The 20,244-nt window shown below is 69.5% G+C and carries 22 protein-coding genes and 1 pseudogene; 9 read left to right on the top strand and 14 right to left on the bottom strand.

Translation table 11 applies throughout. The features are described from left to right. Position 1 precedes the first annotated feature (1 nt). Positions 2–118, top strand: a pseudogene (locus tag SSMG_RS46620) (ClpX C4-type zinc finger protein); the annotation flags it as partial. Between the two features lie 297 nt (positions 119–415). On the opposite strand, the gene SSMG_RS03765 reads toward SSMG_RS46620, so the two are convergent. Together SSMG_RS03765 and SSMG_RS03760 are read right to left on the bottom strand one after the other, a co-directional pair. Beyond that, positions 416–610, bottom strand: coding sequence for a PspC domain-containing protein (locus tag SSMG_RS03765; protein ID WP_009072943.1), 195 nt, complete (start codon positions 608–610; stop codon positions 416–418). Between the two features lie 143 nt (positions 611–753). Beyond that, positions 754–1,257: a DUF4265 domain-containing protein gene (locus tag SSMG_RS03760; protein WP_158687985.1), complete on the bottom strand. Its 504-nt coding sequence runs from the start codon at positions 1,255–1,257 to the stop codon at positions 754–756. Between the two features lie 161 nt (positions 1,258–1,418). Here SSMG_RS03760 and SSMG_RS03755 point away from each other — a divergent pair, with 161 nt between their 5' ends. Further along, positions 1,419–2,324: a hypothetical protein gene (locus tag SSMG_RS03755; RefSeq protein ID WP_199785788.1), complete on the top strand. Its 906-nt coding sequence runs from the start codon at positions 1,419–1,421 to the stop codon at positions 2,322–2,324. 64 nt (positions 2,325–2,388) lie between these two features. Here SSMG_RS03755 and SSMG_RS03750 read toward each other — a convergent pair whose 3' ends face one another. The 6 genes from SSMG_RS03750 to SSMG_RS03725 all read right to left on the bottom strand — a co-directional run bounded on the left by SSMG_RS03750 (position 2,389) and on the right by SSMG_RS03725 (position 8,722). Further along, positions 2,389–3,564 carry an ABC transporter ATP-binding protein gene (locus SSMG_RS03750; RefSeq protein WP_009072937.1) on the bottom strand — a complete coding sequence of 392 codons (1,176 nt, stop codon included), beginning with the start codon at positions 3,562–3,564 and terminating at the stop codon, positions 2,389–2,391. A gap of 3 nt (positions 3,565–3,567) precedes the next feature. Next, the gene (locus tag SSMG_RS03745) at positions 3,568–4,410 is read right to left on the bottom strand and encodes a carbohydrate ABC transporter permease (RefSeq protein WP_009072935.1); all 843 of its coding nucleotides are present in this window, start codon (positions 4,408–4,410) and stop codon (positions 3,568–3,570) included. Further along, on the bottom strand, positions 4,410–5,357 hold the full coding sequence (locus SSMG_RS03740; protein ID WP_009072933.1) for a carbohydrate ABC transporter permease: 948 nt from the start codon (positions 5,355–5,357) through the stop codon (positions 4,410–4,412). The genes SSMG_RS03745 and SSMG_RS03740 overlap by 1 nt, the downstream gene beginning before the upstream one ends. After that, positions 5,354–6,673, bottom strand: a complete 1,320-nt coding sequence (locus SSMG_RS03735; RefSeq protein ID WP_037712444.1) for an ABC transporter substrate-binding protein — start codon at positions 6,671–6,673, stop codon at positions 5,354–5,356. Before SSMG_RS03735 ends, SSMG_RS03740 begins: the two co-directional genes overlap by 4 nt. Before the next feature lie 255 nt (positions 6,674–6,928). Next, entirely contained in the window at positions 6,929–7,450 is a 522-nt protein-coding gene (locus tag SSMG_RS03730) for a general stress protein (protein WP_199785787.1), read from the bottom strand. Between the two features lie 81 nt (positions 7,451–7,531). Next, on the bottom strand, positions 7,532–8,722 hold the full coding sequence (locus SSMG_RS03725) for an acyl-CoA dehydrogenase family protein (protein ID WP_009072929.1): 1,191 nt from the start codon (positions 8,720–8,722) through the stop codon (positions 7,532–7,534). 166 nt (positions 8,723–8,888) lie between these two features. Between SSMG_RS03725 and SSMG_RS03720 the strand changes: the two genes are divergently transcribed. Together SSMG_RS03720 and SSMG_RS03715 are read left to right on the top strand one after the other, a co-directional pair. Continuing rightward, positions 8,889–9,233: a DUF4190 domain-containing protein gene (locus SSMG_RS03720; protein ID WP_009072927.1), complete on the top strand. Its 345-nt coding sequence runs from the start codon at positions 8,889–8,891 to the stop codon at positions 9,231–9,233. A 58-nt stretch (positions 9,234–9,291) separates the two neighbouring features. After that, positions 9,292–9,885 carry a DUF4190 domain-containing protein gene (locus tag SSMG_RS03715; RefSeq protein WP_009072925.1) on the top strand — a complete coding sequence of 198 codons (594 nt, stop codon included), beginning with the start codon at positions 9,292–9,294 and terminating at the stop codon, positions 9,883–9,885. On the opposite strand, the gene SSMG_RS03710 is transcribed toward SSMG_RS03715, so the two are convergent. Continuing rightward, complete coding sequence (locus tag SSMG_RS03710; protein WP_009072923.1) at positions 9,870–10,754, bottom strand: slipin family protein; 885 nt, start codon at positions 10,752–10,754, stop codon at positions 9,870–9,872. The two genes, SSMG_RS03715 and SSMG_RS03710, sit on opposite strands and share 16 nt — an antisense overlap. Positions 10,755–10,849: 95 nt before the next feature. Between SSMG_RS03710 and SSMG_RS03705 the strand changes: the two genes are divergently transcribed. The 4 genes from SSMG_RS03705 to SSMG_RS03690 are packed head-to-tail and all read left to right on the top strand — an operon-like array spanning position 10,850 to position 14,784. Then, positions 10,850–11,755 (top strand): aminoglycoside phosphotransferase family protein, encoded by a 906-nt coding sequence (locus tag SSMG_RS03705; protein ID WP_037712441.1) that lies wholly within the window; start codon positions 10,850–10,852, stop codon positions 11,753–11,755. A 57-nt stretch (positions 11,756–11,812) separates the two neighbouring features. Next, the gene (locus SSMG_RS03700) at positions 11,813–13,123 is read left to right on the top strand and encodes a CBS domain-containing protein (protein WP_009072920.1); all 1,311 of its coding nucleotides are present in this window, start codon (positions 11,813–11,815) and stop codon (positions 13,121–13,123) included. Continuing rightward, the gene (locus SSMG_RS03695; protein ID WP_009072918.1) at positions 13,116–13,613 is read left to right on the top strand and encodes a DUF1003 domain-containing protein; all 498 of its coding nucleotides are present in this window, start codon (positions 13,116–13,118) and stop codon (positions 13,611–13,613) included. The genes SSMG_RS03700 and SSMG_RS03695 overlap by 8 nt, the downstream gene beginning before the upstream one ends. Before the next feature lie 25 nt (positions 13,614–13,638). Beyond that, entirely contained in the window at positions 13,639–14,784 is a 1,146-nt protein-coding gene (locus SSMG_RS03690; RefSeq protein ID WP_009072917.1) for an Mrp/NBP35 family ATP-binding protein, read from the top strand. Positions 14,785–14,844: 60 nt separating this feature from the next. Here SSMG_RS03690 and SSMG_RS03685 read toward each other — a convergent pair whose 3' ends face one another. The 5 genes from SSMG_RS03685 to sigE form a co-directional block, all read right to left on the bottom strand. Continuing rightward, positions 14,845–15,351, bottom strand: coding sequence for a hypothetical protein (locus tag SSMG_RS03685; RefSeq protein ID WP_009072915.1), 507 nt, complete (start codon positions 15,349–15,351; stop codon positions 14,845–14,847). Positions 15,352–15,462: 111 nt separating this feature from the next. Next, positions 15,463–15,891 (bottom strand): Sec-independent protein translocase protein TatB, encoded by a 429-nt coding sequence (gene tatB / locus SSMG_RS03680; protein ID WP_009072913.1) that lies wholly within the window; start codon positions 15,889–15,891, stop codon positions 15,463–15,465. A gap of 199 nt (positions 15,892–16,090) precedes the next feature. Then, positions 16,091–17,539, bottom strand: a complete 1,449-nt coding sequence (locus tag SSMG_RS03675; RefSeq protein ID WP_009072911.1) for a S1C family serine protease — start codon at positions 17,537–17,539, stop codon at positions 16,091–16,093. A 524-nt stretch (positions 17,540–18,063) separates the two neighbouring features. After that, the gene (locus SSMG_RS03670) at positions 18,064–18,732 is read right to left on the bottom strand and encodes an anti-sigma factor (RefSeq protein ID WP_009072909.1); all 669 of its coding nucleotides are present in this window, start codon (positions 18,730–18,732) and stop codon (positions 18,064–18,066) included. After that, positions 18,729–19,322: an RNA polymerase sigma factor SigE gene (sigE, locus tag SSMG_RS03665; protein ID WP_199786148.1), complete on the bottom strand. Its 594-nt coding sequence runs from the start codon at positions 19,320–19,322 to the stop codon at positions 18,729–18,731. Before sigE ends, SSMG_RS03670 begins: the two co-directional genes overlap by 4 nt. Positions 19,323–19,568: 246 nt before the next feature. Here sigE and SSMG_RS03660 point away from each other — a divergent pair, with 246 nt between their 5' ends. Then, complete coding sequence (locus tag SSMG_RS03660) at positions 19,569–20,225, top strand: O-methyltransferase (protein ID WP_009072906.1); 657 nt, start codon at positions 19,569–19,571, stop codon at positions 20,223–20,225. Positions 20,226–20,244: the final 19 nt, after the last annotated feature.

Raw genomic sequence — 20,244 nt, 5'->3', positions numbered from 1 at the left:
CATGATGACTTCGTACTGCTCGTTCTGCCTCAAACCGGCCGACGAGGTGGCCAAACTGATCGCCGGCTCGGGGGTCTACATCTGCGACGGCTGCGTCGGACTGTGCGAACAGATCCTGGCCGGGGAACACGAGCCGGGGACGCCCGAGGTGACGCTGTGGGAGCGGAAATCGGACGAGGAAATCCTGGAGAGCATCCCGCGGATGGCGAAGGTCAGCGCGCAGACGGACGCGCGGATCCAGGAGCAGGTGGACCTGCTGCGAGCGCGCGGCGTGGCGTGGGCGCGGATCGGCGAAGCGCTCGGCGTGACGCGGCAATCGGCCTGGGAGCGGTTTTCCGCCGAGCGGAAATAAGAAGGACCCCCTCCCGTTTGGTGGCGGGAGAGGGCCGATCGAGCACAGTGGTCTGGTGGTCGCTCAGTCGCTCGGGATGATGGCCCAGAGGATCAGGTACGCGACGAACTGCGGCCCCGGCAGCAGGCAGGACAGGAGCGCGAGCACCCGGACCTTGCCCGGCGTGGTCCCGAAACGACGGGCGAGCCCGGCGCAGACTCCGCCGATCATGCGCCCCTCCCGCGGCCGGCTCAGCCGGTGAGTGACAGGTGCGGTCATCGTGTTCCCCTCCCGTTTGGGTTCGTGCCTCCATGTCACCACGTCCGGCGGCCGGGCACATCGCTCCTCGGGATGGTCCGGACCCCTAAGGGGTTGGGGTCCGGCATTGGGGAGGAATCGGGGTCGGGGCGGGAACTCGCAGGTCAGAGTCCGGCCGCTAGCCATTCCTCGCTGACGCAGCCCTCCTCGTAAGCCCACGAACCGTCTGCCCGGCCCGCGTCGAGCGCGCGCTTGGCCTCGGCGAGGTTCGCGACTGGCGGGACCGTGAACCCCACCATGCCGAACTGGCCGAGCTGTTCGCCCTCGAAGCCGAACGGGGCGAAATGGTCGATCACCCGGCCAAGGTCGCCGCCGAACGGGCCCTGCGCCCAGACGATCATCCGGATGGTGCAGTTCCCGGACGATTCCACCCGTTCGACCGGCCGGAGCACTCCCTCCTCGTCCCGCTCTACGCGGAAGACGTCGCCTTCGGCCGCGTTCCGGACGAACCACGGAACGTTGGCCAGCCGTACGTGGTCCGGCCGGTCGAGCGGGACCGCCCACAGCCCTTCGCGGCTCACCGGCGGCCAATCGTCGTCCTCGGCAGGGAGGTCGAATACGACCTTGACGTGGGTCGGCCGATCGAGGTCGCTGGGTTGTTCGCGCACCGCCATAGCTTGCCAGCGCCTTCGTGCGGCGTAACGCGGTCCGGCTTTCGGACGCCCCGCTTCCCGTTCGAACCTCTTCGACCAGCGGTGATGACTCAGCGAAGTGTGGGATTTCCCGACGAGGGCTGGATTTTTCGCCACCCACGGTGATACTGCACCCCGTGCGTAACCCACTCGGAGTCCTCGCCGTCGGCTTTTCGGTGCTTCTCGCCGCGACAGCCGGTTGTTCCGCGGAGTCTGCCCCGACTGAGCAGGCGCAGTCCACGCCGGTGCCCTTGACCGCGATCTCGGCGCTCGGGGACTTCGCCACGCTCGACTACTGCAGCCTTCTCGACCCGAAGCGGCTCAAGAACTCCACCGCCGACACGCCTGATTCCTCGTTCACCGCCTGCCAAGCGGACTTCGTGCAGGCCGGACACCCCCGGACGGTCACGATCGGGCCGCTCGCGGCTGAGCGCGATCCCAACGTGCAGGCTTACGCGTACCCGGGCAAGGTGCCGGACGGGGTTTCCGTTCAGCAGGCCGGTTTCGTGCCCGAGCGGACGTGCGGGCGGGCCATCACGTTCGCCGACGGGGTCCGGCTGGCCGTTTCCATCACCGACGGGGACGACCGCGGCAGTGCGGAGGATCGGTGCGCCGCGGCGGACGACGTGGTCGGCGGCGTGCTCGACGCGGTGACCGGCAATCGGGTGCGGCATCCGCAACTGCCCGACCGGTCGTGGGGGCGGGTGGATTCCTGCGCGATTCTCAGCGGATCGGGCGCGCAGGGCGGCGACGCGACGGCCGGACTCGCCGGGCATTCGTGCATTCTCGACAAGGTCAGCCTGGAGTTCGCGGTGGTGCGGCAGGCACCGGCCGGACCGGCGGAAACGCTCGGCAACCGGACCGCTCGGGTCGCCGCCGACGGGGCGTTCTGCCGGGTCCGGACGGTGCAGCCCTCCCCCGCCACGCCGGGGCGAGCGGAGCAGGCGACGGTGAGCGTGGTCGACACCAGCGGTGCGGGCGGCGAGGCGGCTTGCCCGGCCGCCCGCACCGCTGCGGCGACGGTCTTCTCACGGATCCCCTGAACGTCCGTGAAGGGCTCCTTGAGGGAATCTGATTCCCTCAAGGAGCCCTTCACGGACCATCAGCTCAGTCGGAGTAGGTGACGTTCCGCCCGTCGGACGGGTCGAAGAGCTTCACCTTGTCCGCGTCGAACCAGAGCTGCACGTCCTGGTTCTCCGCGGCCGCCGATTCGGCCGACAGCCGGGCCACGATCAGCGATTCCGCGCCGGGGACGTCGGCCGAACCGCTGTCCGCGGCCAGTTCCGCCAGTTCGGCCGAGGTGGCCGCCTCGCCGTCCACGGTGAAGTGCGCGAACTTCTCCGAACCCATCGACTCCAGCACGTCGACGTGCGCGGTGAACGTCGCGCCCTCGCGGCCCGATTCGACCAGGGCGGCGTCCTCGAAGTGCTCCGGGCGGATGCCCATGATCACCTCGCGCGGGGCGTTCGCCGCTTCGGCCAGCCTGCGGATCCGGTCGGTCAGCGGGGTCGTGCCGAGCGAACTGCGCAGCTGCCCGTCTTCGAGCGTGGCCGGGACGAAGTTCATCGACGGCGAGCCGATGAACCCGGCCACGAACAGGTTCGCCGGGTTGTCGTAGAGGAACTGCGGCGAACCGATCTGCTGCACGTACCCGGCCCGCAGCACCACGACCCGGTCGCCGAGGGTCATCGCCTCGGTCTGGTCGTGCGTGACGTACAGCGTGGTCGTGCCGAGCTGCTTCTGGATCTTCGACACCGACGTCCGCATCTGGCCGCGCAGTTTGGCGTCCAGGTTGGACAGCGGCTCGTCCATCAGGAACGCCTTGGGGTTGCGGACGATCGCGCGACCCATCGCCACCCGCTGCCGCTGCCCGCCGGACAGGTTGGCCGGTTTGCGGTCGAGATGCTGGGTCAGGTCGAGGATCTGCGCCGCTTCCTCCACTTTGGACCGGACGATCTTGTCGTCCACTTTGGCCAGCCGCAGCGGGAACGCCATGTTCTCGCGCACGCTCATGTGCGGGTACAGCGCGTACGACTGGAACACCATCGCGATGTCCCGGTCCTTCGGCGCCTTCTCGTTGACCCGCTTGCCGTCGATGCGCAGTTCGCCCGAGGAGATGTCCTCCAGCCCGGCGACCATGTTGAGCGTGGTCGACTTCCCGCAGCCGGAAGGGCCGACCAGGATGATGAACTCCCCGTCGGCGATCGTGATGTCCACTTCGGACACCGCGAGCGCGCCGTCGGGATAGCGCTTGGAAACCTTGTCGAGAACGATTTCAGCCATGGGTCAGCCCTTCACCGCACCGGACGTCAGCCCCGCCACGATGCGACGCTGGAAGAACAACACGAACAGGATGATCGGCACTGTGATCACGACCGCGGCCGCGCACACCTGGCCGGTCGGGTCCTCGAACTGCGAGGACCCGGTGAAGAACGACAACGCGGCCGGCACCGTGCGCGACGACTCGGTGGACGTCAGCGAGATGGCGAACAGGAAGTCGTTCCAGCAGAGGATGAACACGAGGATCGCCGTGGTGAACACGCCCGGCGCGGCCAGCGGCGCGATCACCTTCCGGAACGCCTGGGCCGGCGTCGCGCCGTCCATTTTCGCCGCCTTTTCCAGTTCCCACGGGATTTCCCGGAAGAACGCGGACAGCGTGTAGATCGACAGCGGCAGCGCGAACGTGATGTAGGGCAGGATCAGCCCCGGCCAGGTGTCGAAAAGGCCGAGCCCGCGTTCGATGTTGAACAGCGGCGTGACGAGCGAGACCTGCGGGAACATCGCGATCAGCAGGGAAAGCCCCACCAGCACCTGCTTGCCGGGGAAATCCAGCCGGGCGATCGCGTACGCGGCCATCGTGCCCAGCACCACCGCGATGAGCGTGGAGATCACCGCGATGCCGATCGAGTTCACCAGCGCGTGCAGGAACTCGGTGGTCTGGAAAATGTCCGCGTAGTTCTTGAGCGTCCATTCGGTCGGGATGAAATTGCCGTCGGTGAGCGTCGCTTTCGTCTTGAACGACAGCGAAAGCACCCACAGCACCGGGACGATCGCGAACACCAGCACCAGGATGTCGAGCAGGCCCCAGCCGACCTTGCGGCCGGTGGTGGCCGCGCCTCCGATAGCCATCAGCGCTTCCCCCCGTCGTCCGTGCCGGGCGCGGCGGTGCCGAACACCTTGATGAAGAGGAACGCGATGATCGCCACCGTGATGAAGATCAGCACCGCCATCGTGGAGCCGATCCCGAGGTTGAGCCCCTTGACCAGGTTGTCGTAGGTCTGCATGGACACCGACCCGGTGTCCTGCGCGCCGCCGGTGAGCACGTAGATGTTGTCGAAAATGCGGAACGCGTCGAGCGTGCGGAACAGCAGCGCGACGAGGATCGCCGGTTTCATCACCGGCAGCATCACCTTGGTGAACCGCTGCCACGCGGTCGCGCCGTCCATCGCCGCGGCCTTCAGCAGGTCGTCCGGCACCAGCGCCAGCCCGGCCATCAGCAGCAGCGCCATGAACGGCGTCGTCTTCCACACCTCGGCGAGAATGATGATGAACAGCGACGGCCACTGGTCGGTGAGCGGCGCGACCCCTTCGCCCAGCGCGCTCGCCAGGTACCCGGTTTTGGGCGTCCACGCGAAATACCACGAGAACGCGGCCACCACGGTCACGATGCCGTACGGGATCAGCGCGACGGTGCGCACCAATCCGCGGCCGACGAGCGTGCGGTGCATGATCAGCGCGAGGCCCATGCCGAGCACGAATTCGATCGCCACCGACACGACGGTGAGGAACATCGTCGTGCCGAACGCGGTCCACCAGTAGGAGTTCGTGAGCACCGCGGCGTAGTTGTCGAAGCCGATGAACTCGTGCTTCGCCGGGAACCGCAGGTCGTAGCGCTGCAGCGAAAGCCACACCGAGTAGATGATCGGGTATCCGGTCACCGCGATCATCACGACGAACGCGGGCGCGCACAGCCACAGCCCGAGCCGCCGTTCCGCCTTCTTGCCTTCGGAAAGCGCGGGCTTTCCCTTGCGGTGCGCCGCTTCGTGCGTGGTCGCGGCGGGATCCTGGACGGTCACGGGATCACTCCCTTCGACTGGAGCGCGTCATCGAGCTGTTCCCGCATTTTCTGCGCGGTCGTCCGCGGATCGATCGCCGCCGGCGGGGAGAGGATCTTCGACATCACCGTGGACAGGTTCTGGTACACCGGCGTGAGCGGGCGGATCGCGGCCGTTTTCAGCGCGGACAGAATGGCGTCGCGCATCGGGTACTTCTGGGCCATGTTCGGGTTGTCCGCCGACACCGGTTTCGCCGGGTCCACCGGGACGTCGTCGTGGTACACCGACTCGATCGTCGGCGGCACGCCGTCGTTGATCGCCGAGAACTTCTGGTTTTCCTTGCTGCGCAGGCACAACGCCGCTTCATACGCCTCGGGCTTGTGCTGCGAGTAGGCGCTCACCGCCAGGTCGAACCCGCCGATGGTGCTCTTCGACGGAATGCCGGGCTTCGCCTGCGGGTACACCGTCCACTTGAAATGCGACAGGTCCTGCGGCTTTTCCTCGGCGTAGGAGGCGTACACGAACGGCCAGTTCAGCTCGAACGCGGCGTCTCCGCGCTGGAACGTCCGCCGGACGTCGTCCTCCTTCTGGTTCGTCAGCGACGGGTCGGTGATGCCCGACGACGTGATCTTCTTCAGCAGCTCCAGCGCCTGCACCGCGCCCTCGTCCATCACGACGGATTTCCCGTCGTCGGACAGGATGTGCCCGCCGAGCGAGTCGACCAGCGTGTTGAAGATGACGACCAGGCCCTCGTACTGCGCGCCGGTGAACACGATCGAATACGGTTTGCGCTCGCCCTTGAGCCGCTGCGACATCTGCATCATCTCGTCCCACGTCTTCGGCGGGGCCGGGGTGAGCCGGTCGTCGTACCAGAGCAACTGCACGTTGGTGTTCTTCGGCGCGGCGTAGAGCTTTCCTTGATACGTCGCGGTTTCCAGCGGGCCCTTCAGCACGCCCTCGGACGCGGCGGCCTTGTTCTGGCCGGTCCACTCGTCGACCCAGCCCGCCTCGGCGAACTCCGAGACCCAGGTGACGTCGAGGCCGAGCACGTCCATCGACGTGTCGCCGGCGGCGAGCCGGCGAGCCATCTGGATCCGCTGGTCGTCCGAACCGCGCTGCAGCTTGTTGTAGACGATCCGGTACCGCCCGGCGGCGGTCTTGTTGCAGTTGTCGACGACCGTCTGGAAATGGTCCTCCGGGGAGTAGTAGACGTTGATCGTCGTCCCGGACGCCGTTCCGCAGCCGGCCACCAGGCCGCTGCCGACCAGACCCGCCGCGAGCAGCGCCGCCGCGCGGGTAGGTCCCCGTTTCTTTCCGCTGGGCCGTATCTTCCCCATCCAAGCCTCCTCGCCCATGTGCACACGGCGCCTTCCGGCGCCGCCCCCAGAAAGCACGCCGCGGCGAGGCGGACCCGAGCCAGCACCCCGACGTGCCAGTTGCCGGCAGGCCGCGCTGGAGGACACGACCGGCCAACCGGTGTCGGACAACCTATGCCCGGCGATCACCGGCCGCAAGCAGGGTCGGTAACGATTCAGCCAGGTGCGCGCGAACCATCGGGAAGACGGGTGAAATTCTCCCGTGGACGGGTGAGGTCAGGCGGTGGCGGGCGGCGGGCGGAGCGCCAGTTTGGCGAGCAGCTCGCGTCCCTGCTCGGCGCTGCGCGGCTGGCACAGCACGTCGTACCGGCCGGCGACGAGCTGGCTCGCCGACGAGAAATCACGACGGCCGCGCGAGGTCCGGTAGCCGATCGCGGAGAACGCCAGCCCGGACAGGACGCCCAGCACCAGCCCGGTCAGCAACTGCAGCGCGAATCCGCCCTGGTTGACGAACATCCCCAGCAGCAGCCCGGCGAACAGGCCGAACCACGCGCCCGACATCGCGCCCGCGGCCAGCACGCGGCCCCACGACAGCCGTCCGATGACGCGTTCGACCAGCATCAGGTCGACGCCGACGATCGTCACGTCGGTGACCGCGAACTCGCTTTCGGCCAGGAAATCGACGGCCTGCTGCGCCTCGCCGTAGGTCGAGTACGACCCGATCGGCCAGCCGGTGGGCGGCGTCGGGAGCCTCGGCAGCCCGGCCGGGCCCTGACCGCCGCCAAAGGGACTGCTCACCATCATCACCTGCGCTCGTCCGGTCGGAGGATTCCATCTTGTCAAGAACCGGCGAAGCGCGCGAACTCCGGCGAAGCGGGGTCAGGCTTTGTACTCCCGCAGCAGGCCGCGGCTGATGATGGTTTTCTGGATTTCGCTGGTGCCCTCGCCGATCAGCAGGAACGGGGCCTCGCGCATGAGCCGCTCGATCTCGTATTCCTTGGAGTAGCCGTAGCCGCCGTGGATCCGGAACGCTTCCTGGGTGACCTCGGCGCAGTACTCGCTGGCGATCAGCTTCGCCATCCCGGCCTCGACGTCGTTGCGCGCGCCGGAATCCTTGAGCCGCGCCGCGTTCACCATCATCAGGTGCGCGGCCTCGACCTTGGTCGCCATTTCCGCGAGCTTGAACGCGATCGCCTGGTGCTGCGCGATCGGCTTGCCGAACGTCGAACGCTGCTGCGCGTACGCGATCGCCAGCTCGAAGGACCGGATCGCGATCCCGCACGCCCGCGCGGCCACGTTCACCCGGCCGACTTCGACGCCGTCCATCATGTACGAGAAGCCCTTGCCCGGAGCCTCGCCCAGCACCTTGCCCGCGCCGATCTTGAAGCCGTCGAACACCGCTTCCGTGGTGTCCACGCCCTTGTAGCCCATTTTGTCGATCTTGCCCGGGATCGTCAGCCCCGGAAGCACCTCGCCGAACCCGGACGGCTTCTCCACCAGGAACGTCGTCAGGTTCTGGTGCGCCTTCTCCGCGCCCTCGTCCGTCTTCACCAGCAGCGCGATCAGGTTCGAGGAACCGCCGTTGGTCAGCCACATCTTCGCGCCGTCGATCACGTAGTCGTCGCCGTCGCGGCGGGCGCGGGTCTTGATCGCGGCGACGTCCGAACCGAGGTCGGGCTCGGACATCGAGAAGCTGCCGCGGACCTCGCCGGTCGCCATCCGGGGCAGGAAATGCTGCTTCTGCTCCGCCGTGCCGTGACGGGTGATCATGTGCGCCACGATGAAGTGCGTGTTGATCACGCCGGACACGCTCATCCAGCCGCGCGCGATCTCCTCGACCACCAGCGCGTAGGTGAGCAGCGATTCGCCGAGACCGCCGTACTCCTCCGGGATGGTGAGTCCGAACAGGCCCATTTCCTTCATGCCCTCGACGATCTCCGCCGGGTACTCGTCGGCGTGCTCCAGCGCCTGCGCGTGCGGGATGATCTCCTTGTCCACGAACGACCGCACCGTGGACAGAATCTCCTGCTGCACGTCAGTCAGGCCGGCGGTCCGGGCAAGACGGGCCATCACTGGGCTCCCTTCGGCGGCGACGCCGGCTCCCGGCGCTGGGTTACCGGGGAGTATGACTGGTTCGCGCCCGAGCGGCTATGAGGGTGCTCACGCCCGGCCCCGGTTTCCCCCGTTAAGGTGCGGATAAGGTGCTGATCCACCCGAAACCGCGAAAAGGATCCCGATGAGCGAGGCCAGCGAGGACCGGGACGAGCCCTCCGGCCGCGACGGCTACCTGCACCCGTCCTACGAGCACCAGCCCTATCCGCCGCGGGGCCCGGCTCCCGGTGCGGGGCTCGCGCTCGGGTCGCTGATCTGCTCGATCGCCGGGTTCGTGCTGTGCGCGCCGATGGCCGTCGCGGGGATCGTGATGGGGCACGTCGCGTTCCACCGGGCCCGGCGCGGCCGCGGCACCGGCGGCGCGCTGGCGCTCGCCGGGTTCGTGATCGGCTACGCCGCGCTGATCGTCTGGAGCATCGTCACCCCGCTGATCGTGCGCGCACTGGTCCAGTCCGGGATTTTCGGCTGATGCCGTCCGGAAACCCGGTAGCGTCGGCCGTCGAACCCGGCACCTCGAGGGAGCCCCGATGACCACTCCGTCCGACCGCGATCCGGCGCCGTACGAACCGCCGCCGACCGCGGACCCCGCTCCGTACGAGCCGCCGGCCGCCGCCGAGCCCGCGTCGTACGAGGCCCCGGCGGACGCTCTCTCGTCCCCCGCGGAGACCGGCCCGCCCGTTCCGCCGCCGGGCTGGACCGCGCCCGATCCCGGCCCGGTCGCGGTGCTTCCCGGCGAGCCGCCGGCTCCCGCCGCACCGCCGCCCGCGACGCCGTATCCCGTTGCGGCGCAACCGGATCCGTTTGCGCCGCCACCCGGGTACCCGGGCTTCCGGGCCCCGCCGCCGTACGGCGCGCCCTACCAGCCGTACCCGAACACCAGCGACAGCGGGCTCGCCACCGGCGCGCTCGTGTGCTCGCTGCTCGGCCTGGCGACCTTCGTGCTCGCGGTCCCCGGCCTCGCGATGGGGCACGTCGCGCTGTCCAAGGCCAGCCGCAACGAAGCAGGCGGGCGCACCATGGCGCTGTCGGCCGTCGTGCTCGGCTACGTGGCGATCGCGCTGTGGGTCGGGTTCTTCGGGACGCTGCTGGTCCTCGGCCTGAACGGCTACCTCGACCGCTGATCCGGCACGTCGCTCGCCTCGCTTTCGGGCGGGGCGACCTGTCCGTTGCCGGCCTTGTCCGGGGACACTTCCGCCGACGTGCGCGGCTCCGGCGGCTTCGCGGCCGGTTTCGCCGCCGGGTCGGTCCGCGCGTCCAGGAACCGCAGCAACTCCACCGGGAACGGCAGCACCAGCGTCGAGTTCTTCTCCGCCGACACCTGCACCACCGTCTCCAGCAGCCGCAACTGCAGCGCCGCCGGGGTGTCCGCCATCGTCGCGGCGGCCTGGGCGAGCTTGTGCGACGCCTGCAGTTCGCCGTCCGCGGAGATCACGCGCGCCCGGCGTTCGCGTTCGGCCTCGGCCTGGCGCGACATCGAGCGTTTCATCGACTCCGGCAGCGCGACGTCCTTGATCTCCACCCGGTCGATGTGGATGCCCCAGTCCAGCGCCGGGCTGTCGATCATCAGCTCGAGGCCCTCGTTGAGCCGTTCGCGGTTCGACAGCAGGTCGTCGAGGTCGCTCTTGCCGATGATGGACCGCAGCGACGTCTGCGCGACCTGGCCGATCGCCGACCGGTAGTCCTGCACGTGGACCGCGGCCAGCACCGGGTCGACCACCTTGAAGTACACGACCGCGTCCACCCGCACGGTGACGTTGTCGCGGGTGATGCCGTCCTGCGCGGGCACCGGCAGTGTCACGACCTGCATGTTCACTTTTTGCATGCGGTCAGCGATGGGCAGCAGCAGCGCGAGCCCCGGATCGCGGACCTGCGCGCGCACCCGGCCGAACCGGAACACCAGCCCGCGTTCGTACTGTTTGACCACGCGCACCGCGGAGGCGAGCCACACCCCGCCCGCGACGACCACCGCGCTGACAATCTCGACGATCATGGCAGCTCCCGGGTTCGCCAAAACCCTGATCCACTCACTGTACGCGCGTACGGCAGCCCCGGAAACGGTTTGCGCGGCCGACCAGGATGGGCGTTGTGACCGTTTTGGAAATCCCGCCCGCCTTCGCCGAACGCGCCCCCAAGGTGCTGGGTCCGGAAGCCGTCCCGTGGCTCGCGTCGCTGCCCTCGCTCGCGCAGCGGTACGCCCGGAAGTGGGAGCTGGAATTCGAGGACACCGCCCGGCACGGCTACGTCGGCGTCGTGCAGCCCGCCCGGCGCGCGGACGGCTCCCGCGTCGTGCTGAAACTCGGCTGGGTGGAAGAGGAATCGCGCGACGAACCGCTCGCACTGTCCACATGGGCCGGTCGAGGATCGGTGCTGCTGCACGAATCCGCACCCGAGGACGGCGCGATGCTGCTGGAGCGGCTCGACGACAGCCGGACGCTGGACGGCGAACCGCTGCTGCCCGCCGTCGAGATCATGAGCGAACTCGCCCGTCGGCTCGCCGTGCCCGCGCCCGCCGGGCTCACCCGCACCCTGTCCGGGGTCGCGGAAGAACTGCTCGAAGAGCTGCCCAAGTCCTGGCACGAGCTGGGCGAACCGCTCCCCCGCCGCGAGCTGGACGCGGCGCTTGAGGTGTGCCGCGATCTCGGCCCGGAAGCGGGTAACGCGCTGGTGAACGAGGACCTGCACTACGAGAACGTGCTGTCCGGCACCCGCGAGCCGTGGCTGGTGATCGACCCGAAGCCGCTGGCGGGCGACCTCGAATACGGCGCGCTTTCGTTGCTGTGGAACCGGTTCCGCGAATCCACACTGGACTCGAAACTCGCCGCGAGCGGTCTGGACCGCGACCGCGCGAAGGCTTGGACGCTCGTCCGGGCGGTGCAGAACCGGCTGTGGCACGCCCAGGATCTGGTCGATTTCGGCGGATTGCCCGAGGACGACGACGGCCCGTCCGCCGACGCGCTGCCCGCGCTGACCCGATGGTCCCTGGCTAGCTGAGAATTCGCCGAGTCGCGGCGCGAGCGCGCGGGGGCGTCAGCCGATAGTGTCGGCGCCATGGCAGGCACAAACCGGGTCTACGCGGCACAGCTCGCGGGTCTGCCGGTATTCGGGCCCGACGGGGAGTCGATCGGCAAGGTCCGCGACGTCGTCGCCGGGCTGCGGCTGGACCAGCAGCCGCCGCGGATCCTCGGCATGGTCGTGGAGCTGGCGACCCGGCGGCGGGTGTTCGTGCCCATGCTGCGGGTCACGTCGATCGAACCGAACGCCGTGACGCTGGCCACCGGTTCGGTCAACATGCGGCATTTCCACCAGCGGCCCAACGAGGTCCTGGTGTGCGGTCAACTCCTCGACGCGCACGCGACACTGACTGGCGCGGAGACCCGGGTGACCGTGGTCGACGCGGCGATGGAGCCGACCCGCACGCGGGACTGGGTGCTGGCGAAGCTCGCCGTCCGCGAGCGGTCGACGAGGCTGGCGCTCGGCAGGCGGCGCACCGCGATGCAGGTGCTGCCGTGGAACGAGGTCGCCGGGCTCGGGCTCACCGACCTCGCCGGACAGCCGCAAGGCGCGGGCCAGCTGCTGATGCTCTTCGACACGATGCGCGCGGTCGACGTCGCCGCGACCCTGCGCGACCTGCCGATCAAGCGCAGGCACGAGGTCGCCGACGCGATGGACGACGAACGGCTCGCGGACGTCATCGAGGAGCTTCCCGAGGACGACCAGAAGGAACTGCTCTCCTATCTCGCCGAGGAACGCGCCGCGGACATCCTCGAGGCAATGAACCCGGACGACGCGGCCGACCTGCTCGCCGAACTCGCCCCGGCCGAGCAGAGCAGGCTGCTGGAACTGATGGAGCCCGAGGAATCCGCGCCGGTCAAACGGCTGCTGGCGTATTCGTCGGACACCGCGGGCGGCCTGATGACGCCGGAACCGGTGGTGCTGACGCCGGACGCGACGATCGCCGAGGCGCTGGCGCACATCCGCAACGCCGAACTCCCCGCCGCGCTCGCGAGCATGGTGTTCGTGTGCCGACCGCCCACCGAAACGCCGACCGGCCGGTTCGTCGGCGTCGTGCACTTCCAGCGGCTGCTGCGCGAACCGCCCGCCGAACTGGTGGCCAGCGCGGTGGACACCGACCTGACCGCGCTGCGCCCGGAGGCGACGCTGTCCGAGGTCACCCGGTATTTCGCGGCGTACAACCTGGCCTGCGGCCCGGTCGTCGACCCCGAGGACCACCTGCTCGGCGCCGTCACCGTCGACGACGTGCTCGACCATCTGCTGCCCGACGACTGGCGGGAAACCGGCTTGCACGACGTCACCGACGGGGCCGACAGCGCTGACCTGGAGGAGGCGGACCGTGCCTGATCTCGGCACCGGGCGCAGGCTCGACCAACCGCGCAGCCAGGCCCGCCTGCGGCTGAACATCGACCCGGACACCTTCGGCCGGTTCACCGAGCGGATCGCGCGGTTCCTCGGCACCGGGAAGTACCTGTTCTGGCAGACGCTGATCGTGGTCGTCTGGATCACGCTGAACCTGGCCGCGCTGTCGCTGCAGTGGGACCCGTACCCGTTCATCCTGCTCAACCTGGCCTTCTCGACGCAGGCCGCGTACGCCGCGCCGCTGATCCTGCTCGCGCAGAACCGCCAGGACGACCGGGACCGGGTGTCGCTGGAAGAGGACCGCACGCGCGCCGCGCAGACCAAGGCGGACACCGAGTACCTCGCCCGCGAACTGGCGGCGCTGCGGCTGGCGGTCGGGGAGGTCGCGACGCGCGATTACCTGCGCAGCGAGCTCGACCGGCTGCGCGATGATCTCGACGTGGACTCCAAGCCGCGCAAGGCGAAACAAAGCTGAACTGGGCAGTACGTACGATGGAAGGGTGACTGGTACACAGCAGCTCCCCAGCGTCGACGACGTCCGCAGCGCGCTGAAGGACGTGTACGACCCGGAAATCAAAAAACCGATCACCGACCTCGGCATGGTCAAGGACGTGGCGGTCGGCGACGACGGGCTGGTCACCGTCGGGATTTACCTCACTGTCGCGGGCTGTCCGCTAAAGGCGACGCTGACCGAGGACACCAAGAAGGCCGTCTCGAAGCTCCCCGGCGTCGCCGACGTGCGGGTCGAGCTGGACGTGATGAGCGACGAGCAGCGCACTGAGCTGCGCAAATCGCTGCGCGGCGACGCGGCGGAGCCGGTCATTCCGTTCGCGCAGCCGGGTTCGATGACGCGGGTGTACTGCGTGGCGTCCGGCAAGGGCGGCGTCGGCAAATCGTCGGTGACGGTGAACCTGGCCGTCGCGATGGCCGAGCGCGGGCTGTCGGTCGGCGTGGTGGACGCGGACATCTACGGCCACTCGGTGCCGCGCATGCTGGGCGCGCGCGAGAAGCCGACCAAGGTCGACACGATGATCATGCCGCCGCAGGCGCACGGCGTGAAGGTCATCTCGATCGGCATGTTCACGCCGGGCAACACCCCGGTCGTGTGGCGCGGCCCGATGCTGCACCGGGCGCTGCAGCAGTTCCTCGCCGACGTGTTCTGGGGCGACCTGGACATCCTGCTGCTGGACCTGCCGCCGGGCACCGGCGACATCGCGATTTCGGTGGCGCAGCTGATCCCGAACGCGGAAATCCTCGTGGTGACCACGCCGCAGCAGGCCGCCGCCGAGGTGGCCGAGCGCGCGGGCGCGATCGCGATGCAGACCCGGCAGCGCGTCGCGGGCGTGATCGAGAACATGTCGTGGCTGGAGACCCCGACCGGCGAGCGCATCGAGGTCTTCGGCGCGGGCGGCGGCCAGACGGTGGCGGATTCGCTGTCGAAGTCGGTGGGCTCCACGGTGCCGCTGCTGGGCCAGGTCCCGCTGGACCCGCGCCTGCGCGAGCAGGGCGACGAGGGCACGCCGATCGTGCTGGCCGAACCGGACGCCCCGGCGTCGCTGGTGCTGAAGGACGCGGCGAAGCAGCTGTCGGTCCGGGCGCGCGGGCTGGCCGGGATGATGCTGAACGTCAGCCCCGCCGGTCGCTGATCCTTACGCAGCAAAAGAGGCGTGCCCCCTTCGCGGGGGCACGCCTCTTTTCGTTTGGCCTCAGGAGGCGTGCACAGTCACCAGGAGCGCGCCGGATTCGCGGAGCGTCACCTTGGTGTCGCCCGGCTTCGTCACGGTCCAGTCGATGTCCTCGGGCTTCTTCGCGGACACGTCGGCGGACTTGTCGGGCATGCCCTCGACGTCGACGTTCTGCGGCTGGTCGGACGTCACGGTGATCTTCACCTTGTTGCCGACCTTGACGTCGACGACCCCGGCCGGCGGCGTGACCTTCCCGCCCTGGTAGGCGATGGTGACCAGCACGTCCACGCCTGCCTCGCCGGTCTGCGCGCCGCGCTTGACGTTCGGCTGCTCGCCGGTGGCGCCGCCGTTCCCCGGAGCGCTCGACGGAGCGTTCGACGGGGCCGAAGAGGACGGCATCGCCGGGGCGGGCACCGAAGTGTAGGTCGCGGGCGCCTTGGTGCTGGGCTCGTCGTCGGCACTGCACCCGGCGACGGCGAAGGCGGCCGCAGCGATCGTTCCGGCCAGCGCAGCCGCACGGCGTGACATATCGGGAACCTCCAGGGTCGTTGAGCTGATGCCCTGAGGCTACCCAGCCTGATCAGCGCGTCGCGCGTCGGCTTCGCCCACCTTGACCGGCGCTTCCCGCCGCCCCCGGGATCAGGTCGCGTCCGGGTCGATCGGCGGACGCTCGCCCGGCTTCAACGGCTCCGGCTGCGGCACCGCGGTCTGCGGTTTGATCGTCGGCGCCCCGTTCGAACCATTGGACCCGTTCGAACCGTTGAACTCGTTCCGGAACCCGTTCAGCCCCAGCGGATCCGAATCCCCGTCGAACAAATGCTGCGTGACGACCCGCTTCGGGTCCAGATTGCGCAGGCCGCGCAGGTCTTCGAGGGGTTTGCGCAGCTGGTCGAACTCGGGACCCATCTCCTCGCGCAGCTGCTCGCGCGCGCCGGTCGCGAAGTCGCGGGCCTTGCGGACGCTCCGCGCCATCCAGGCCGCCGCTTCGGGCAGCCGCTCGGGTCCGAGAATGAAAAGCCCCGCGATGATGAGCACGAGGATCTCGCCCCAGCCGACACTGTCGAACACCCGTGAAACCTCCGCTCGGTGCTGCCCCGTCCAAGACTACCCGGGCCGTTTCGCGTCCAGGCAGGCCCAAACGTCGCACGGGAGCTACTGTGCCATCGTTGCCAACCCGGCCACAGCCACGGCCGAATGACTTCGTAGCAACGGTCGCGTGCCGCGCGGGGGTCGGCCTGCTTGAGGCCGGATTGGCAAGAACCGGGTGTCAGTCCGAGCCGAGCGTGACGTCCACCACCAGCAGCGCGCCGTCGCGGGCCAGCTGCACCGGGACGACCTGGCCGGGGTCGTGGCTGCGCACCGCGACGGTCAGTTCGGCGGAGTCGCGCACGACGTGGTCGCCGACCTTGGTGATCACGTCGCCTTCCTTGATCCCCGCGGCCGCCGCCGGTCCGCCCGGCGCGACGTTGCGCACCTGCGCGCCCATCGTGGACGAGCCGGCGACCGTCGAGGCCGAGTTGATGCCGATGTCGGCGTGCTTGACCTTGCCGTCCTTGATCAGCGCCTTGGCGATCTTGATGGCGTAGTCGCTGGGGATGGCGAATCCGATGCCGATGCTGCCGCCGTCGGAGCTGGAGGAGCGGATCGCGGAGTTGATCCCGACGAGCGCGCCGGTCGAGTCGACGAGCGCGCCGCCGGAGTTGCCGTGGTTGATCGCGGCGTCGGTCTGGATGGCCGAATAGGTGACCGGAGCCGCCCCGTTGTCGCCGCCCGCGGTGACCGGCCGGTCGAGCGCGCTGACGATGCCGGAGGTGATCGAGTTCTGCAGCGCGAGCGGCGAACCGACCGCGATCACCGCGTCCCCGACCTGCAGATCGGACGATTTCCCGATCTGCATCACGACCGGGTTGGTCACGTTGACCTTCACCACGGCGAGGTCGGTCTTCTGATCGGCGCCGACGATCTTGGCCTCGGTCCGCGTCCCGTCGTTGAACACCGCGGTGATCTTCGTTGCCGCGTCCCCGACCGCGCTCGCGACCACGTGCTCGTTGGTGAGCACGTACCCCTGCGGGTCGATCACCACGCCGGAGCCCTGCTCACCGCTGTCCGCGCCCGGCTTGACCACCTCGAGCGAAACCACCGCGGGCGACACCCGCCGCGCGATGTCCGCGAGCGATCCCGGGGGCCGCTCCTTGGCCGCCTCCGCCTCGGAAATCGTGGCGCTGCCGGTCAACGCGGAGCCGGTGTCCGCGACCCACCAGCCGACCAGCCCGCCCACCGCGCCGATCAGCAACGCGACGACGCCCAGCATGGCCAACGCCTTCGGCTGCACCCGCCGCCCGAACAACACCTCAGGCAAGCTCAACTGCGCGCCGCTCGGCAGCTTCGGCTTCTCAGTCTCGTCGTCCTCGGGCGCGACCGCGGGCCCCGCCAGCACCGCCCCGGCAGCCGGATCGCGCCACGGATCGCTGGTGTCCGTCCACAACGGATCCTCGGAAGCGCCGCCGCTCTCCCCGGAAGCTTCGAGCGGCCGCTGCAGCCGCACCCCCTCCGCCCCCGGAGGACGGCTGAACGCCTCCGCGAGCGACTCCGGCGTGGGCGGCGCGAGATTGAGCTTCGCCCCGTTCCCGTTGGTCACCGGGGTGTACAGCTTGTCGAACGCCCCCTCGACCCCGTGCGGACGCCCGAAGACAGCCGCCTGCTGCTGGTCGACCACCGGCCGCTCAAGCGGCCGAGGCCCCAACCGGTCCGTTCCGACGGCACCGGACTGATCAGAATTAGCGTTCGGCTGGTCGGTCATCATTCCCCGGGATGCGGTTCAGGTCGGCTAGGAGTCGACGATACCCAAGCCAAGGAAGAGTCTGCCCAGACAGCAGTGAAATGCCTGTTGCCCCCCACCCTCCCACGCTCCCCCTGCCCCTCCCCTGGCAATGCACCGAACGCCACATTGGGTGCATCCCACGCACCGAACGCCACATTGGGTGCATCCCACGCACCCAATGCCACATTGGGGCGCAAGCCCCCGCCCACACACACCGCAGCCGATGCACCCAACGCGGGGCACCCACACCTCCCCCGCCCCCGATACGAAGCCAAAAACACGGCGCTGGGGTGCTTGTCAAGGCATCTTTCCCGCCTTGACAAGCACCCCAGCGCCGTAGTCACACTAAAAAATCGGGGTGCCCGCCTCCACACCGAGGCGCAATGTCGCCGCCAGGCGACGAGCCGCCCCCAGGAGACTCACCGAGCCGCGAACGCAGCCCCAGCCCGCAAAACCTCAGGCCCCTCAGACTCCGGCCCAGGCCCCTCCGGCTCAGCACCCTTAGGCACATTCATCTGCGCCGGAAGCAAATTCGCATTAGGCGTCCGAACCGGTCCGGTCCCAGTAGCCCCTTCCCCGCTATCCGCCGCCGTCCCGACGAGCGCGAGCGCGCTCAGCACGAGCCCCGACACCACGACCCCGGCCCCTTGCGCCGCGCGCTTCCGGCTGAAAGCGAACCGACCGCCGCCGAGCACGTTCGCCGACTGCCCGAGCGGCGCGGTTGTTCCCAACGGCGCCGCACCCCCGAGCACCCCCGCGTCCCGCAGCCCGGCCACCCGGTCCGGCCGTTGAATAGCCACCAGCTGACCGTCAGCGGTCACCGCGAGATTGTCCGGCGTACCCGGCAGCTCGGTGTGCTCCGGAATGGAGCGAAGACTGGCCAGGAACCCGGCCGACATCGACGGCGCACCGGCCTCCCGCACCGCCGCGACGGCCTGCCGCTGCGAGGCCACCTCGGCCGCGCAGCCCGGGCAGCGCGCGACGTGCGCGAGCGCGCGGTCGTGGGCGACCGGCGTCAGCTCGCCGTCGACCAGTGCGACTACCGCGTCGGGCATGAGATGGGATTCGGCGAAACGCCAGCCGGTCATACGGACACCTTCGCAGATTCCTCCCGGGTCGCGCGACGGCGCTCGAGCGACGCGCGCAGCGCCGAGCGGCCGCGGTGGATGCGGCTGCGCACGGTGCCGAGCTTGACGCCCAGCGTCGCGCCGATCTCCTCGTACGACAGTCCTTCCACGTCGCACAGCACGACCGCGGCCCGGAACTCCGGGGGCAGCTCGTCGAGCGCCTCCTGCAGGTCGGGGTCGAGGTGGGTGTCGCTGTAGTGCTGCTCCGGGCTCGGGTCGTCGCCGACGATCCGGTCGGTGTCCTCGGGCAGCCCCTCCATGCGCACGCGCGAGCGGCGGCGCGCCATGTCGAGGAACAGGTTCGTGGTGATCCGGTGCAGCCAGCCCTCGAAGGTGCCGGGCTTGTAGGACGCGAGCGACCGGAAGACGCGGATGAACGTCTCCTGGGTCAGGTCCTCGGCGTCGTGCGTGTTGCCGGTGAGGCGGTAGGCGAGCCGGTACACGCGGTCGGCGTGTTCGCGCACGACCTCGTCCCACGAGGGCGGCGTCCAGGCCGCCTCGGCTGCGTCCACGGTCACCGGAGCGGCTTCCGGCAGTTCGGCGTTCTGCATCAGGGGAGCAGGCACCTCCATCTGGGTCAACTCCTCTTCACCTCTGCCAACGCGGGCCGGGCACACGGTGTTCCCGTGCGGTTGAGACTCAGTCTGTCGGTCTTCCTTATGGAACTCATGAGACCGATCTGAGAGCAGCCTGAGAAGTTGGCCTTTACCCGGTTTTCGGGGGGCTTAACCGGGGCCGGAAGGCGCATACCAGGGAGCCTTCGCTGATTTATCGACAACCAGCGCTAACCTTCGCGCGTGAGTTCGGGGACAGAGGCGGCGGCCGAGACCGGGGCGGTCGGCGCCGAGCAGGTCGACGGGTACCTGCCCGACGACGACGTGCTGGCCGCGGCACGGCTGCGCGCGGTCGACCTCGGGTGCGCCCCGCTGGCCCCCGGAGCAGGCACGACGCTGCGGTTTCTCGCCGCGACGGTCGCCGCGCGGGCGGTCGTGGAGGTCGGCACCGGCTCCGGCGTGAGCGGGCTGTACCTGCTGCGCGGGATGGCCCCCGACGGCGTGCTGACCTCGATCGACGTCGAACCGGAGTACCAGCGCGCGGCGCGCAAGACCTTCCTCGAAGCGGGCTATCCGCCGGGCCGGATGCGGCTCATCGTCGGCCGCGCGCTGGACGTGCTGCCGCGGCTCACGCCCGGCGGCTACGACCTGGTGTTCGTCGACGCCGCGCGGATCGAGTACCCCGGTTACTACGAGCAGGGCGTGGCCCTGCTGCGCCGCGGCGGCGTGATCGTGTTCCACCAGGTCCTGGCCGGCGGCCGGCTCACCGACCCGGCGCGGCGGGACCCGGAGACGATGGCGTTGCGCGAGGTCGCCCGGGCGGTCCGAGAGGACGACCGGCTGATCCCGGCGCTGCTGCCGGTCGGCGGCGGGCTGCTGGTGGCCACGGCCTGCTCGTGAGTGTTCAAGCCGGTTAGAA

The organism is Streptomyces sp. AA4 (assembly GCF_000158875.1).
Classification (GTDB): Bacteria; Actinomycetota; Actinomycetes; order Mycobacteriales; family Pseudonocardiaceae; genus Amycolatopsis.
This window is presented reverse-complemented; position numbering and strand designations above follow the sequence as displayed.

Coding starts and splice junctions, on each gene's coding strand:
- SSMG_RS03765 (WP_009072943.1), bottom strand. CDS start 610: ATGACCGCACCTGTCACTCACCGGCTGAGCCGGCCGCGGGAGGGGCGC.
- SSMG_RS03750 (WP_009072937.1), bottom strand. CDS start 3,564: ATGGCTGAAATCGTTCTCGACAAGGTTTCCAAGCGCTATCCCGACGGC.
- SSMG_RS03745 (WP_009072935.1), bottom strand. CDS start 4,410: ATGGCTATCGGAGGCGCGGCCACCACCGGCCGCAAGGTCGGCTGGGGC.
- SSMG_RS03735 (WP_037712444.1), bottom strand. CDS start 6,673: ATGGGGAAGATACGGCCCAGCGGAAAGAAACGGGGACCTACCCGCGCG.
- SSMG_RS03725 (WP_009072929.1), bottom strand. CDS start 8,722: ATGGCCCGTCTTGCCCGGACCGCCGGCCTGACTGACGTGCAGCAGGAG.
- SSMG_RS03720 (WP_009072927.1), top strand. CDS start 8,889: ATGAGCGAGGCCAGCGAGGACCGGGACGAGCCCTCCGGCCGCGACGGC.
- SSMG_RS03715 (WP_009072925.1), top strand. CDS start 9,292: ATGACCACTCCGTCCGACCGCGATCCGGCGCCGTACGAACCGCCGCCG.
- SSMG_RS03710 (WP_009072923.1), bottom strand. CDS start 10,754: ATGATCGTCGAGATTGTCAGCGCGGTGGTCGTCGCGGGCGGGGTGTGG.
- SSMG_RS03700 (WP_009072920.1), top strand. CDS start 11,813: ATGGCAGGCACAAACCGGGTCTACGCGGCACAGCTCGCGGGTCTGCCG.
- SSMG_RS03685 (WP_009072915.1), bottom strand. CDS start 15,351: ATGTCACGCCGTGCGGCTGCGCTGGCCGGAACGATCGCTGCGGCCGCC.
- SSMG_RS03670 (WP_009072909.1), bottom strand. CDS start 18,732: ATGACCGGCTGGCGTTTCGCCGAATCCCATCTCATGCCCGACGCGGTA.
- sigE (WP_199786148.1), bottom strand. CDS start 19,322: ATGCAGAACGCCGAACTGCCGGAAGCCGCTCCGGTGACCGTGGACGCA.